14 protein-coding genes and 1 pseudogene are annotated in these 14,808 nt (G+C 40.8%); 10 read left to right on the top strand and 5 right to left on the bottom strand.

Going from position 1 to position 14,808, the window contains the following annotated elements; translation table 11 throughout:
• Positions 1–83: 83 nt before the first annotated feature.
• Positions 84–1,611, top strand: a pseudogene (gene rlmD, locus JCM10914_RS24055) (23S rRNA (uracil(1939)-C(5))-methyltransferase RlmD).
• 295 nt (positions 1,612–1,906) lie between these two features.
• On the opposite strand, the gene JCM10914_RS24050 reads toward rlmD, so the two are convergent.
• The 3 genes from JCM10914_RS24050 to JCM10914_RS24040 are packed head-to-tail and all read right to left on the bottom strand — an operon-like array spanning position 1,907 to position 3,370.
• Positions 1,907–2,317, bottom strand: coding sequence for a CPBP family intramembrane glutamic endopeptidase (locus tag JCM10914_RS24050; RefSeq protein ID WP_052019913.1), 411 nt, complete (start codon positions 2,315–2,317; stop codon positions 1,907–1,909).
• Between the two features lie 17 nt (positions 2,318–2,334).
• Entirely contained in the window at positions 2,335–2,694 is a 360-nt protein-coding gene (locus tag JCM10914_RS24045; RefSeq protein WP_052019912.1) for a hypothetical protein, read from the bottom strand.
• A gap of 1 nt (position 2,695) precedes the next feature.
• Positions 2,696–3,370, bottom strand: a complete 675-nt coding sequence (locus tag JCM10914_RS24040; protein WP_158442479.1) for a TetR/AcrR family transcriptional regulator — start codon at positions 3,368–3,370, stop codon at positions 2,696–2,698.
• Positions 3,371–3,949: 579 nt separating this feature from the next.
• On the opposite strand from JCM10914_RS24040, the gene JCM10914_RS29050 reads away from it, so the two are divergent.
• Together JCM10914_RS29050 and JCM10914_RS24035 are read left to right on the top strand one after the other, a co-directional pair.
• The gene (locus tag JCM10914_RS29050; RefSeq protein WP_148300253.1) at positions 3,950–4,390 is read left to right on the top strand and encodes a hypothetical protein; all 441 of its coding nucleotides are present in this window, start codon (positions 3,950–3,952) and stop codon (positions 4,388–4,390) included.
• Positions 4,391–4,421: 31 nt separating this feature from the next.
• Complete coding sequence (locus JCM10914_RS24035) at positions 4,422–6,215, top strand: alpha/beta hydrolase (RefSeq protein ID WP_023965712.1); 1,794 nt, start codon at positions 4,422–4,424, stop codon at positions 6,213–6,215.
• 423 nt (positions 6,216–6,638) lie between these two features.
• On the opposite strand, the gene JCM10914_RS24030 is transcribed toward JCM10914_RS24035, so the two are convergent.
• Positions 6,639–7,583 carry a ketopantoate reductase family protein gene (locus JCM10914_RS24030; protein ID WP_023965710.1) on the bottom strand — a complete coding sequence of 315 codons (945 nt, stop codon included), beginning with the start codon at positions 7,581–7,583 and terminating at the stop codon, positions 6,639–6,641.
• A gap of 151 nt (positions 7,584–7,734) precedes the next feature.
• On the opposite strand from JCM10914_RS24030, the gene JCM10914_RS24025 reads away from it, so the two are divergent.
• The 3 genes from JCM10914_RS24025 (at position 7,735) to JCM10914_RS24020 (ending at position 9,346) form a co-directional block, all read left to right on the top strand.
• A complete protein-coding gene (locus tag JCM10914_RS24025; RefSeq protein WP_023965708.1) occupies positions 7,735–8,322 on the top strand; it encodes a TetR/AcrR family transcriptional regulator in 588 nt (195 codons plus the stop codon).
• A 185-nt stretch (positions 8,323–8,507) separates the two neighbouring features.
• A complete protein-coding gene (locus tag JCM10914_RS29420) occupies positions 8,508–8,666 on the top strand; it encodes a hypothetical protein (protein WP_023965706.1) in 159 nt (52 codons plus the stop codon).
• Between the two features lie 233 nt (positions 8,667–8,899).
• Complete coding sequence (locus JCM10914_RS24020; RefSeq protein ID WP_023965704.1) at positions 8,900–9,346, top strand: NUDIX hydrolase; 447 nt, start codon at positions 8,900–8,902, stop codon at positions 9,344–9,346.
• Positions 9,347–9,451: 105 nt separating this feature from the next.
• Here the strand turns inward: JCM10914_RS24020 and JCM10914_RS24015 are convergent, their stop codons facing one another.
• On the bottom strand, positions 9,452–9,748 hold the full coding sequence (locus JCM10914_RS24015) for a hypothetical protein (RefSeq protein WP_023965702.1): 297 nt from the start codon (positions 9,746–9,748) through the stop codon (positions 9,452–9,454).
• 356 nt (positions 9,749–10,104) lie between these two features.
• Here JCM10914_RS24015 and JCM10914_RS24010 point away from each other — a divergent pair, with 356 nt between their 5' ends.
• From JCM10914_RS24010 to JCM10914_RS29415, 4 genes are all read left to right on the top strand, one after another.
• Positions 10,105–11,373: a hypothetical protein gene (locus tag JCM10914_RS24010; RefSeq protein WP_023965700.1), complete on the top strand. Its 1,269-nt coding sequence runs from the start codon at positions 10,105–10,107 to the stop codon at positions 11,371–11,373.
• Between the two features lie 626 nt (positions 11,374–11,999).
• Entirely contained in the window at positions 12,000–13,040 is a 1,041-nt protein-coding gene (locus tag JCM10914_RS24005) for a Cfr family 23S rRNA (adenine(2503)-C(8))-methyltransferase (RefSeq protein WP_023965698.1), read from the top strand.
• A gap of 172 nt (positions 13,041–13,212) precedes the next feature.
• Entirely contained in the window at positions 13,213–13,476 is a 264-nt protein-coding gene (locus tag JCM10914_RS24000) for a CD3324 family protein (RefSeq protein WP_036719916.1), read from the top strand.
• Positions 13,477–13,699: 223 nt separating this feature from the next.
• The coding region (locus JCM10914_RS29415; RefSeq protein WP_036719913.1) for a thioester domain-containing protein at positions 13,700–14,808 on the top strand (1,109 nt) is incomplete at its 3' end.

The following is a 14,808-nucleotide window of genomic DNA, read 5'->3' as shown; positions in this document are numbered from 1 at the left end:
GATGCTGGCTAAGTTGTTCGCATTCACGGTTCGGTCATGGTATATTGAACACGATACTTTTTAAGGATGGAGTCGTTAATAACATGAGCGAACAACGGCGTTCCGGTGAGGGAACGAAGTCTAAATCTAGAGCGGCATACGGAAAGAACACAGGATATAAGAAATCGTCGCAGCCTCATTCCAAGGCCTCGGCTAAACATACATGGGACAAGCAAGTAGCACGTACCTCTTCCAAGCGGGAGAACGCCGACGAGCTTCAAGCAGGTGACGTTATCGTCGTCACAATCAAACGGCTGGGTATTAACGGAGAGGGCGTCGGCTATTACCGCCGCAAGGCGGTGTTCATCGATGGAGCGATCACCGATGAGGTGGTCAAAGCTGAGGTGAAGGAGGTCCAGGCCAAGTTCATCAAGGCACGGCTGCTGGAAGTGGAGAAGCGCTCGCGTTACCGGATTGAGCCGCCCTGCCCGGTGTTCGGTATCTGCGGCGGCTGCCAGATTCAGCACATCTCGTACGAAGCCAATTACAGGCCAAGACGGATATAGTGCGTGAGGCGTTCAGCCGATACGCGGGACGGGACGACATCAAGTTCAAGCCGATTCTCGGAATGGAACATCCTTGGGATTACCGCAATAAGGCACAGCTTCAATTGAAGCGCAAAGGCCACGAGGTCATTGCCGGACTATATGAAGCAGACAGTCATACCATCGTTGATATTAGCGGCTGTCCTATTCAGCATCCGCAGGTGAATGAAGCGGTGGAACGCGTGAAGTCTGTACTGGAGGAGCTGCGGATTCCCCTTCACAAAGAGAATGGACAGAAGGATGGCGTAAGAACGATTGTGGTGCGGCATGGTTTCCAGTCTCAGGAGCTGCAAGTGACTTTGGTCGCGGCGGGGAGCAAGCTGCCACGGAGGATGAGCTTGTCCGTCTGTTGCGCTTGAGTCTGCCGAATTTGAGTGGAATCTCTTTGAATATCAACCCGAAGAAGACCTCGCTGATTTTCGGCGAGCGGACGATGACTCTGTGGGGGAGCGACAGCATGCAAGAATCGTTGAGTGATCTGCAGTTCTCCTTATCTCCAAGGGCGTTCTTCCAGCTAAATCCACAGCAGACCGTCAAGCTGTATGAGTCGGTTCGCGGGGCGGCTGGATTGACGGGGAAGGAAACCGTCATCGATGCTTATTGTGGAACCGGTACGATCGGTCTGTGGCTTGCGCCTTATGCGAAGGAAGTGCGCGGCATCGAGACGATTCCTGAAGCGGTGGAGGATGCAAAAGCCAATGCTGTACGTAACGGACGCGATAACGCAAGTTTCCATGTAGGACAAGCCGAAGAGCTGCTGCCGCGCTGGGTGAAGGAAGGTATGAAGCCGGACGTTGTCGTCGCCGACCCGCCGCGTACAGGGCTCGATCCACGCTTCCTGGAAACGGTGCTACGGACCAAACCGAAGAAGATGGTGTACGTGTCCTGCAATCCGTCTACCCTCGCGAAAGACTGCAAGGTGCTGCTGGATGGCGGGTACGAGATCGAGTGGGTGCAGCCGGTGGATATGTTCCCGCAGACGAGTCATGTGGAGAGTGTAATATTGATGGAAAGAAAAGAGAAGTGACAGATTCGCTTAAGAAAATAAATGGACAGGAAGACCTCACATGTGGAGTGCTATTCGTTGATAGTAAGTAGTAAAGAATAAGCAGAAGGAGCCGAGAATCTATAAAAGATTCTTGGGCTTCAGTCTACCTTAATTTCAATTCGATCGATAAGTCGATTCACACTACAATTGAGCATGAATCCGATAAGAAGGCTGGATGGGATTTCTTCAGAGCCTTCTCTTATTACTGTGATCAGGCCTTTTTCCTCCCTTCCCAACTCTTTGACCTTATTCTATCATTGCTTACTTCGTCATTCTATTTTAACTGATGGTTAATCATAGCCACGGCTTCCAATTTCCTGTTTCTTTTAGACAATGATATTACCAAATAAGAAACTGCTATCATCACAATAGTTGTGACCAAAGAGGATAACACATTACTTTCCGTCGTTATACTTTCGCCTAGAGCGTTCCAGATTGCGTGAAACAGAATGCAAAGCCAAATACTCCCACTAATTTTGTAGATAGCTGCCAGTATGAAAGATAAACCAATTACTGTTATGGCAAACGCAAAAAAGTTCCATGTATATTGATTAGTTCCTTTCATGAAAAATAAGGGTAAATGCCATATAGCCCAAACGACTCCCGTTAGCAGTGTCGCAAAGGTAAAGTTCATCTTTTTTTCAAGATTGGGCTGCAAAATCAGTCGCCAACCAACTTCCTCCAATCCACCGCCTACAATCATTATTGGAAGCATAGCAGGGCAATATATAGAGGAGCTGTAATTGTTGAAGTATCCATCACAATAGGTATTACATAGGATACAACAGCTGCTATTATAATAAAAATATAGAACCGTATAGGTTGTTTGAATCCAAAAATTTTGCGGATCAGTTCTTTTCCGGTCATCTCCTTTAATTTAAGCAATAATATAATGGCGATAATCGGTATTGTATTTCCACCAATCATATAGAGAACCAGCATCAAAGGTGTTCCATAAGTTAAGTATCCATACTGATTTGCTATTACAATTCCCCACCAAAGTATCCAAGTGATTCCTATCGTTAGGATGACAAAAGATATCGCGATATTTTTCGACTTCATTTTATTTCCCCTCGCTTTCTTCTATGTAGTCCACGATTGCTATAATAAGTGTATCAATAGCTTCGTTTTTTCCCTGTATTGAAATAGATGTATTGTTATTGAGATTACCAACACAATCCAATAATGCACCCAATACCTCCATTTGAACTATATTAATATTGAACATTTTCATGGAATCTGCCATATTATTTTTCGATTTTTCATTTTCTGCTTCACTAAATTCAGGGGGGAGTTTTCGTAAAAGGATTTCCATATCTGTTGGACTTACATATCTACTAATACTGTCCTCAGAAAGATACCTTTCCCTAATAAACATTGTGATTTTTTCACGTTGCATCATTTCCGTTTTCATTATTGTTTCAAACTGCTCAAACAAAGCTGTTTCCCATTTCTTGATTACATCGTATAAACATTCCTCTTTAGAATTATAATAAGAGTAAAATGAACCTTTCCCCATACCCACAAGTTTAACAATATCATCCACTGTAATATTTTTAATTCCATTGTTCGTGCAAATAAGTTTTCTTGTGTTTTCAAAAATTGCGTTTTTTGTTTTGGCTCGTTCATGTTCGCTGATGATCTTTGGCATTGGAACTGCTCCTTTTTTATTTTTATTGACTGTAAAAATATTTCTGGTCAGTAAAGATACTGTAGACCCTTCTCTATATTTTGTCAATAATAAAACCCTCATCTACCCCATCAGAATGATCAGAAAAATCCGATTACAAACTATATATATCGCATCTCCCAGCACTGGACATGGTTTTTTCAAGAAATGCAATCTGCTCACCTTTTGGCTTGTATTTTTGCACTGCTGGGTAGTAACGGTACAGAAAAAAACACTGTGATCAAAATTTTCACAACGTTATTTAAGTCTAATAGTTGTACTATAACTGTAAACGGCTATGGCGCATCTTTATTCGCATTAGATACCCAAAAATAAGAGCTAAGAAGGACCTGAGTATGAAATAAAGGAGCGGCTTTATCTTAGCCGCTCCTTTAGTGAGCAAATGCCATTCATATAATTAATGCCGTCTGTACTCCCTATCAACTCGACACATGTGGAGTGTTGTGTGTCGCTCGTAAGGGAGTAAAGTAAAGCCGCATTTACCGATAATATTAAGATAAGTAAGCTCAAGCTGTTACTGCTTGGGCTTATTGTTTTGTATTAATAGTTACACTTGCAGTTATCTTCGAAGGTTATGCAGCGCTAGTGTGTTATATTATAGTTAAAAACTATAAATAGGGTGGCAATATGATACAACATGAAATAAAAGAAACGCCAATTAAACAAAGATTCAGCAAAATTAAAAATCGATTTTTAATACTTACTCCAGGGTGGAAAGGTGCTTCTATTGCAATAACCATTTTTGCAATAATAATGTTCTTCATTCAGAGTTACTTTTTTATGGAGTCACGTGGGTACGTCGATGTTCTAACTGGTACATCAATATCCTTAATTGTAATAGTAGGCATTACTGGTATATTGGCTGGGGCATTCCATCTCTCAAAACGTTTTCCGACAAATTACATATGGTTAGCACTTGTATCCTTTTTCATATTAATACTCTGCTTTATCGGTATGTTGCAGGTTGGATTAATTATAGCTATGGCGATCATTGCCGCACTTTCCGTATTAGGAGCTAATATACCGATGGAAGTCAGGTGTTTATCGCGGGGCAAGGCTTATTTCTAGAACAGTAGCAGTGATATTAGCTGCCATTTCAATGCTCTTTATTGTCATCATTGGGTATTGGCTTATTGGTAACGGTACTTCTGAACTCGCAAGCCCATTTCGATTGCAAGATATGAAATCAGCAGACCGCTATTTTACAACAATGACAAACCCAGCGTTGCAAGGTACTTATGAGATCAACTCATTGACCTATGGCAGTGCTAATAACTACAGAAAAGAATTTAATCAAAGCACATCCCTTGTGACGAAATCAGTAGATGGTTCTGCATTTGTTGATAACTGGTCAGCTCTTCGCAAAAAAACATTTGGTTTCGGTTCAGACCAAATGCCTTTAAATGGGCAAGTCTGGTATCCAGATGGTGAGGGTCCCTTTCCTTTGATCATTGCTGTTCACGGTAATCATATCGCAACGGATTATTCAGATAAGGGATATGACTATTTAGGCAAGCTGCTTGCGAGTCGTGGTTACATATTTGCATCGATAGACGAGAATTTTCTCAATTCATCTCCATTTGATGATCTCCTCTTCCTCCAATCGCTCAAAAATGAAAATCCAGCAAGAGGTTGGCTGATGCTCAAGCATTTGAAAGTGTGGGAGGCGTGGAACGAGACAAAGGACAATCCATTCAATGGGAAAGTCGACATGAGCCGAATTGCGTTAATCGGACATTCTCGCGGTGGAGAAGCGATAACGGCAGCTGCAGCGTTCAATCAGATGACAGCCTATCCAGAGGACGGAAATGTTAAATTTGACTATCATTTCAGTATCCGTACCATCATCTCTATCGCTGGTACAGACGGACAGTATAAACCGGCAGGCCAAACCACATCTCTAAAGGATTTGAACTACTTAGCTTTACACGGATCTCACGATATGGACGTCAGATCATTTAGTACGCTAAACCAATATAATCGAATCGGCTTTACGGAAGGAAGCGATTATTTTAAAGCATCTGTGTATTTGTATGGAATGAATCATGGTCAGTTCAACACAATATGGGGAAAGAATGACAGTATAGGGCTTAACAACAAGCTTTATAATACGAAGCAGCTCATCACTCAGGAGGAGCAAATGGAAGCAGCAAAGGTATTGATTTCAGCCTTCTTGGATGCAACACTTAAAGATAATAATGATTATCGATCAGTCTTCCAGGATATTGGCTATGCCCGTGATTGGCTACCAAATACGATGTATATTAGCAATTATATGGATTCACAAACAATCTTAATAAGCAACTTTGAAGAAGATATTGATCCAGGTACGACAACACTTTCAGGTGGTCGACTAATCGGAGAAAACTTAAAGTTGTGGAAAGAGGAAAAAGTAGAGATGAAATTTGGGTCTGACATGTATAGCGCAGTAAAGCTCGGATGGGCCCACATGACGGATACTGATACTCCATCGTATACGGTTATTTTACCAGCTCAACAAATGGTTATAGGTGATAACAGCTCCATTGTTTTTGCTATGGCGGATGTGAATGAGAAACAGGAGCTCGCAGATCAAGATTCACTTATTGACCTGACTCTAACAGCCGAGGACAAGCGCGGCAATATAGCAACCTTATCCCTTAGCAGTGAATCCTATCTACTTCCCATGTTCGCTGGAAACATCGTTAAATTTCCATTCTCATCTCTAACGCCAACCAAGGAGCCAGTGTTTCAGAACTTTGCATTCCAATTAATTGAATTTAAAAAGAACAATCCAAATTTTCAACCCGAACAATTAAGCAAATTTAGCTTTGTGTTTGATAAAACAAATGAAGGAACCATTTTGATTCGTGATATTGGCATTCGCAACAACAATGCTCAAAATGACACGTAGACCACATATTCAATCATTTTAGAGTTGTGGGATATTCCTACAACTCTTTTTATATCTCGTCTAAAGTAGCATTAGGTCATTTGCGAATTACACTTACTTTTTGTATTGCTCAAGCTACATGTTTTGATTCTGAAGGCAGATTGAGTTATTGGGACAAACTTGTCTCCTAACTATATTTGAGGTGGTATAAATCACCTCTACTCCATGCTGGTTCATCATCGCATTGAAACGAGCTGTGGCACAATTGAATAGAATAGCAGAAACGTACACCACTACATCAAATGTCTGCGATCTCCACTCAAGCCATGTGGAGTGTTGTGTGTTGTTGGTTAGGGAGTAGTGTTTTGGAGCCACATTTACCTGATGGTATTAACGCTGTGATACGGGCGGGTGCTTGCCACGATAATCAAATCCTGCAAATTTCTATGATATGGAATTTTCAATAGCTTTGTGATGTTCAGTGTTTTCAAATGTCCCAGTAAGACGCGGTAAAGGTATGCCTAATTTCTTTGCTTCTCTCACAACTTCAAGTACCGCAAAACCTGCTTTACTATTGTTGTATTCCATGAAAAGTCGTGGTAAGCTGCCCTTTGCAAAAATAACCTTGTTAAAAAGCGTGCCGAGAAGTGCCGGTGGAATCTTAGTCAACAATAGAGAAATCGTATCAATCTTTGCGCCTCTTGCTTTAAGTACAGGGATAATTTCCCTCATATTCTTACCAACATTTGCGAATGAGTCACTATGATTCATGAGTGCTGGAAAACTTCCCAGTTTTAACACCTCGGTCTCTATAGCCGCATTCATGGCAAAGTGACCCCATAGCCAGTTTTGCATATTCTTTATCCAACTAATTTTAAAATGGGCACTTTCAAATAGTTCTTTGACCTTGTTGTTAATGTGTTCAGTGCCTCCCCGTGGTTTTTCCAGAAATAGCATTTTCAAAAAGCCACCTCTAAGCCTATTGTCCGCGATGCCTCCTCCTCCTCCTGGGAACCCAAAGACAACATTGTTCATAGACAATGGTGAGATCGATGATTTCAAATCTTGCCAAACATTATTGAATATTAGGACAGGGGTGTTTCCAACAGCAGTCGATAGTAATTGGGCTGCTGCTGGAAGCTGTTCCGTGTTGACACTCACAATAATGAGATCGTAATTCGGGCTCAGTTCCTCATGCAGTTTGACGTTCCAGCTTTCTTTTATGAGTTGTTTCCCTCTTCGTGCGTCCCACATTTCAAGCTCTATATTGCTTCCGAAGGTTTCTTTTCTCCCTTTTCTAACGTAAAACTCAACTGTATGCCCTGCCTTTTCAAAAGCCCAAGCATATTGGGTCGATATTACACCTCTACCGAAGAATAAAATTCTCATATTAGCCTCCCAAAAAAATATATATAAATCCTTGTTGATGATCAAACAACGTGTTGTATAATGTCATTGTATAGATTCACTATATGGTCATCAACCATCAGATTTTTAATATCTGTCGTATAATCGATTGAGCATAAAATGGAGGCAAAAAATGAAAAAGCAACCTGAAATTACGGACAAGACAAGGCAAACATTTGTAAATGTATTCTGTGATTTATATAGCCAAAAACCAATCGAAAAAATATCCATTCAAGAAATTGCCAACCAATCAGGATATAATCGCAGTACATTTTATCAATACTTTACCGATATCTATGAGTTGTTGGACTACGTTGAAGAGCGTATCATGAAATCCATTAACGAGGAAATGGCAGGCAGAGAGTTTTCTACACATACTTTCCAAGATGCACTTCAATGCTTGGAAAATGCAGAGGAAATTTCAATTCTTAAAGCCCTCTTGGGTGACTATGGTTCTGTTCATTTTGTTGAACGCCTAAAAAGAGAAATTCCCTTTGAGAGATTGATTGTGGACTTTCCAACAAATGATGTCTTAGCACCATACATAATTGAGTTTTACTTATCAACATTAATATCTATGTTTCGCCTTTGGATACGCAACGGCAAAGATCTATCGTCGGAAGAATTGGTCAAGTTGATAGATAACCTATTTGCAAATGGGATAACACCTTATCATATCTTTGGCACGGTCAATCCGCGGCGCCCTGATTCTAATAATTGAGAAGATGGAATTAGAGACCTTGAAGTAATACATTGCCAACGGCCGACAGATTTTTAATCACGCTGTTCACTCAAACCCTGTTTAAGGAAAAAAAACCTTTTACAACCACTATCCGTGCGTTATAATACAATCATCAGATAGCTTGAGCAACTTATTATTAAAGAATAGATAGTGGAGGTATGGTCATGGTCAATAGCAATAGAAAAGTGATTGCCACAGCCCTCAGCACAGCGCTAGTCGTGTCTATTTTGGTGACAGGCAGCACAGTCTATACCCAGAACCAGACTTCGTTAGAGTTGGCGAAGACAGCAGGAGATAAAAAGGTTGAAGTTATTAAAGCATAATTGTTAATGAAATAACATACCTATCTGCGAAGACAGCCTTGGCATTTCATGAGGGCTGTCTTCCTCTTTCTTCCGAAAATCGAGACAAAAAAATATCGATAGAGACCAGTTAATGCTATCGGAATAAGTCGCTGACAAAGCGGCTTTTTTGGTATGGTATTATGACTATGATTGCATAAAATGATCAAGGGACAGAAGGGAAGTACGAATATTACATTGGGAGGAGAGTAGTTATGAGTAATCTTTTGCAGGTTAGAGTAACAGGGATTTTGGTTGAGGATGGTAAAATCTTATTGGTCAAACAGAACGTAACGTCTGACCGAGAATGGTCTTTGCCGGGAGGCAGAGTTGAACAAGGCGAGACACTTGAAGATGCAATTGCAAGAGAAATCGAAGAAGAGACAGGACTTAACACTAAAGTTTCTAAGTTATTATACATATGCGATAAACCGGATGCTTCGCCTTCACTACTACACATAACGTTTCTACTAGAAAAAATAGGTGGGGAAATATGCTTCCCATCGAACGAGTTGGATAGTAATCCTATAAGTGGTGTGGAGATGGTTCCGATTCAGGAACTTGCAGCTTATGGATTCTCTGAGAAGTTTATGACGATTGTTACAAAAGGCTTTCCTGAGTCAGGAAGCTACAAAGGTCTAAAAAGCAATATTGGCTTATAAGGGTGGAGTGCTGCACGCTGTTGATCAGGAAATACGAATAGTTAAGGTGTATTGGCGGATATAGTGAAGAGGGGAGTTGAACCCCTCTTGTTGCTATTCCGCTATTTAATCTACCTCACTCAGAATCTTTTCAATTTTTTCGATGCGGGTTCGAATTTGCGACAATTCCTCAGATGATTTGTCTTGTCTGTCCTTGATTTCGTGCTGCATAACGGAAAAGCTTCCCGTTAACTTGCGGAACTCATCCTCCAAGTTGGTCGACATTGCGTTTTGGGTTTCCAAACGATTGGTCTTGGACTTCTGAATAGTGACTACGATTGCAACAATTACCCCCAGAATGAGAATTCCGAATCCGAATGCCATTCCGAAATAACCATATAAACTTCCGCTACTTGGATTCATGGACAGACCTCCTATTATTCATCACTGATTTGAGCTTTGGCACTTAATGTTGGAACCAATTTCGCAATTGTTTCCGGCGAGAGCGGGATATTAAAATCCATTAGCTCATAGAACTTCATCGCCTTCCCGTCATTTGATAGCTCTAAGCTGCCGGATACCAAACCGGCTCCTTTTAGTTTCAACTATTTTTTGAATGGCTTTATTACAACTCGATTAGTTGATGATAAAGAAGGAAATTAAAAATGCAGAATCGAAAGGTGTATGAGAGAAAAAATAGCCAAGGATATTGGAAGCCGACCTCATGAGAATGACAGAATATGTATAAATAAATCTGTGAGGAAATGGAGTTGTATCATATGGATTTCTTTTTTGACGGAAATATATCAAGAGAAGTTTTAAATCATTATCTGTCACGTGCAGTAACACATTGCGGCATTGGCGAGGATAACAGTCTGGCTTCGGCAACCTTTGAGGACGATATTCGAATGCTAAAGAACGAGGGTGCAAAGTTTATCGGACGAGCTTCCTATGTATGGGACAGCACGGATGATGAACGGCATTTCCGGATTGCGAAGGAACGGGCCGACCGCGCACATGAGGTGGATCCGGATTTTATATTACAAGCTTGCGTATTCGAATGTATTCAAAAAAGCTTCGTAAACTCCGTGAAAGTACCCGCATGGGTGTTTGAAGCTTTTGGACTTGATGTGGAGGACCGTTATTTCTCCTATGAGAATATGGTTTTTGAAAATGGCAGGTATATCCATCAATGGGGGAAGGACTCCTCGGTAGAGGACATTAACCGTTTGGAATCCCGTTTATGGATTTACTACAGAGCCTGTTCTTATATCCGTGCAGGGTTTGAAGGCATTCATTTCGGACAGGTGCATTTGATCGGTGCGGAGGATGAAGGCTTCCGGTATTTTAAAGAAGTGATAGGTATGATCCGGGATTATGCTAAGCAGCATGCCCGCCGCCATTATGTATTATGTGATGCGCATACTCACGGAATCAGCGTGGACGGTGTTAGTCTGTTTGACTATAATTGCTTTCCCATTCGCTTAAAGGAAGTATTGAATAAGCCAATGGAATGTATCTGTGAAGAGGGATACTTGGACAGCTTGTTCGCACGCAGTGCACCAGGCGTATCCCCAAGCGGCTGGGCGGCTGATTCGATGCCCTTTATCGTAGAGTTTGATAATTTCGGTCGAGATCGTGCTCGTGGGGTGCCGAACCATGAAAGCCATTTTGCCTGGGGATATGACGAAATCACATGGTTTGGACTTCTCCGGGATGATGCCCGTGCCGAATTTCTGCGCTATATCGATCAATGGGTGAATGAGCGTTATCCTGAGGGATGGGTTCAGATGCCATCCCGCCGCATCATGATGGAAAGCATCAAGAGGACTTATACTTCGAAAACGCTGACTGCAGAAAGACTTGCAGAGCTTGCGCCGGAAGAATATATAACTGCATACGCAAAATATGAGGACTCCTATGATATGTACCGTTGGTATTACAGTGCTAACCGTCCTTCTGATGAATGTCCCTTTGGATATGGTGATGAGGATGTCATCAGGGAATTGTTTGCCTCAAGGAGCAGTAAGGAGAAAATCCTTGAGTAGATCGGTTGGATGCAATAATGCAATAGGTTCGCCAATCAAATCTAGATTCGGTCTTATGAGGGGGATTCAAGGAGTATACTGGGTTGAAACAGAAGTGTAATTATGCTAGAATGCTAACTAAATTATGGACAGGAGTTGAAGTGAATAATGTAATATTTCTTGCTTATTTACAAAAGATAAAACTTTAGCTGTTTTATTCTTTTTAAGCATGAAAGTTACTTATTCTCTTTACTCAAAGTATATACATTGCTAGTCCCGTTAACTGCTATGGACTAGTGTATCTATTTGGGCTACAAGAAGGGTAACTTTCTTGTAGCCCTTTATTTTTTCATGAAGGATTTTGTATATGTCTTTAATCCATGTGACCAATCTAACTTTTGCTTTTGTAAATTAGGAGGTTGAAATAAATGTTTGAAGTTGTAAATATTCATGTGAACTGTTCATTGTCCGTTGGCATGGTTCACGATCAAACTAAACGGATGCCGGAGCATTTTCCATCTATTGATAGATGCACGTAGCGAATCTAGCTACAATCTTGGTTTGTTTTAATTAGTTGGTTAATGTAGATTTTATGCACCTTTTATGGTTGCTTAAGGCATTTTCTCCGGCGTAAGAGGAGAAAAAACATGAAATTAACTTCGAAATACGAAATGATTCAACATATATTAACTGAAATGAAACAACCAGCATATCGGTTCCAACAAATTGCGGATGCGATCTTCAAGCAAAGAATTGGTGAATATGAGCGAATGACCATACTACCCAAGAGGATAAGACAAGAATTAATTAAGAACCTTGGCGAACACGTTTTAAACTTAACACCTGTTATACAAAAGACATCCAATCAAGTCAGTAAAGTGCTTTTTGCTATTGAGGGTGGTGAACGTATAGAAGCAGTTCAACTAAGCTATGAGCGAGGCTGGAAATCATACTGCATTTCAAGCCAATGCGGATGCGGATATGGTTGTAGCTTCTGTGCTACAGGTACAATCGGATTGAAACGGAATCTAACCGCGGATGAAATTACCGATCAGTTGTTGTACTTTCATTTAAATGGTCAAACCTTGGATAGTGTATCATTTATGGGTATGGGAGAGGCACTTGCCAATCCTAATATCTTCGACACGCTTAAGATTCTAACAGATCCACGTATCTTTGGTTTAGGGCACCGAAGAATTACTGTTTCCACCATCGGAATTTTGCCGGGTATCGATCGTCTGGCAAAGGAATTTCCACAAGTTAACCTGACCTTTTCACTACACTCTCCGTTCGACGACCAGCGGAGTGAACTAATGCCCATTAACAATCGATTTCCGCTTAATGATGTGTTAAACAAGTTGGATCAGCATATTCGTGATACAGGTAGAAAAGTATATATTGCGTATATATTACTTCGAGGGGAAAACGATTCAAATGAGCATGCGGAAGCCATTGCTGCCTTATTAAAGCACAGAGGTCCTTGGGAACATTTATATCACGTCAATTTGATCCCCTACAATTCAACCGACGTAACGCCTGAAAGCTTTCATCGATCAGACAAAGATCGAGTTCAAAAGTTTGTCAGTATCTTAAAGTCAAAGGGAATTAAAATCACTGTACGAACTCAATTCGGAACGGAGATTGATGCAGCATGCGGTCAACTCTACGGGCACAATAAGCAAATATAAATAAAAATTCTTCAACAGAGGAGAATGGGTTATGTCTCAAAACTTCACAGTAACTCATGTTCAATTCCATGCAAAGACAGATATTTGGTGATAATTGCATGGAATAATAGCATCACCAATCATGCTGGCTTTGCTACTTGAGATATTACATTTATTCGAGGAGTGAGTCTACATGAGGTATGTCAACGCTAATGATATTCTTCCAAAAGAATTGATTGAAAAATTGCAAGATTTTGTACAAGGTGAATACATCTACATTCCTGCAATAAAAGATCATCATAAAAATTGGGGAGAACTCTCTGGTTTTCGGAAAGAGATTGATAGGCGAAATAGAGAAATAATACAAGCATATACTTCAGGTAATTCGATTCAAGAACTTGCAGAATCTTACTACCTTTCTGTTTACGCTATCAGAAAAATAATTTATAGCAAATAAAAACAACACTGAACTGTCAGAAGATGATCCCTGTATTCATTTCATATGGGATTGGATTTTTTTGAAATAACGAAAAAGGCGGAATCCATATCAAACCATTGATTGTAGACTATATTCGATAAAAATATTCAAAATACGACATCGATAACCGATATAGCAAATAACAGAACACACTCGAGTGTGTTCTGTTATTTGCTATGATCATAGAAGGGAGAGATGTCAAATGAGTAACATAAAAGTGAAGCTAGCCGTATTTCTGATTATTCTGCTAGGTTCAACCCCATTTCAAGTTATCCAAGCAGCTCCTACAGTTGTTGAGAAGTTTGAGGTCGTAGATCATTGGTTTCCTGATGTGCGAATGTACCCTATCCTTGTTTTAGCTGAATATAATAACGGAGTTTATGAACGAAGGCCGAACGGAACAGGTCTTCCTGCTGGCATTTTAGCTTATTGCTTTGATAAGTCGAGAAATTATCCATTTACGAAATATCTTCCCGGTTATCGTACCGGTGAAGAGTTCTATTCACCACTTAAAGAAATTAACAACTACCTCATTAAAGGAAAGGTGATTAATGGGGATATGCTAAGAGCGGTTCTGCTCAATAGTTTTCCGATGAAAAGTGTTGCAGAATTAGAAGCGACCACTGGTATTACAGGTTTGGACGATAACATGGCACTTTGGGCTACGCAATATGCCATTTGGCATTACACGAATGGAGCGACTTTGGAACACTGGTACAATGAACATTATCCGCCAACACAAGCGGGAGAGGATTTGTTTAATTACTACCTCAGTTTAAATCCTATAGGGCCAACGTATACAGAATCGGATGTGGATGTATTTGATCAGCAATTATCATTTGATGCGAATGATAACCTGGTTGCATCGGTATCCTATAAAGCAACAGAAAAGAACTATGACGGAACGGTTATTTTACCATCAGTCCAGCTTGATAGTGCTACGAAGGCTAGATATCCAAACGCGACTGTAGTTGAATCAACATACACTAATGTAGGACTTGACAGTAGGACGATCACGATTACAGTCGCAAACGGCGATTATGATAATACGGCTTCGGATGTAGATATTGGACTCCAATTTATGATGCGTCAATCTGTCAACGACGTGTTCATCACTTCGTCAGTGAGGTATGTCGATGATGTTCAAGATTTAGGTGCGGTGGCAGTCAATGTATTGGATGTGCAAAGAAATGTACTATTGAACTTTAAGAATCCTGTGCCGCCAACGCCAACGCCAACGCCGACAACGCCAACGCCGACGCCGACGCCAACGCCAACGCCAACAAAAGAACCAGAACTGGTAGAAGAGCC

Origin of the sequence: Paenibacillus sp. JCM 10914, assembly GCF_001315105.1 — a bacterium.
GTDB lineage: Bacteria > Bacillota > Bacilli > Paenibacillales > Paenibacillaceae > Paenibacillus_AQ.
The sequence above is the reverse complement of the archived record's forward strand: the minus strand, read 5'-3'. Positions and strand labels throughout refer to the sequence as shown.

Coding starts and splice junctions, on each gene's coding strand:
- JCM10914_RS24045 (WP_052019912.1), bottom strand. CDS start 2,694: ATGAAGTCGAAAAATATCGCGATATCTTTTGTCATCCTAACGATAGGA.
- JCM10914_RS29050 (WP_148300253.1), top strand. CDS start 3,950: ATGATACAACATGAAATAAAAGAAACGCCAATTAAACAAAGATTCAGC.
- JCM10914_RS24035 (WP_023965712.1), top strand. CDS start 4,422: ATGCTCTTTATTGTCATCATTGGGTATTGGCTTATTGGTAACGGTACT.
- JCM10914_RS24030 (WP_023965710.1), bottom strand. CDS start 7,583: ATGAGAATTTTATTCTTCGGTAGAGGTGTAATATCGACCCAATATGCT.
- JCM10914_RS24025 (WP_023965708.1), top strand. CDS start 7,735: ATGAAAAAGCAACCTGAAATTACGGACAAGACAAGGCAAACATTTGTA.
- JCM10914_RS29420 (WP_023965706.1), top strand. CDS start 8,508: ATGGTCAATAGCAATAGAAAAGTGATTGCCACAGCCCTCAGCACAGCG.
- JCM10914_RS24020 (WP_023965704.1), top strand. CDS start 8,900: ATGAGTAATCTTTTGCAGGTTAGAGTAACAGGGATTTTGGTTGAGGAT.
- JCM10914_RS24015 (WP_023965702.1), bottom strand. CDS start 9,748: ATGAATCCAAGTAGCGGAAGTTTATATGGTTATTTCGGAATGGCATTC.
- JCM10914_RS24010 (WP_023965700.1), top strand. CDS start 10,105: ATGGATTTCTTTTTTGACGGAAATATATCAAGAGAAGTTTTAAATCAT.
- JCM10914_RS24005 (WP_023965698.1), top strand. CDS start 12,000: ATGAAATTAACTTCGAAATACGAAATGATTCAACATATATTAACTGAA.
- JCM10914_RS24000 (WP_036719916.1), top strand. CDS start 13,213: ATGAGGTATGTCAACGCTAATGATATTCTTCCAAAAGAATTGATTGAA.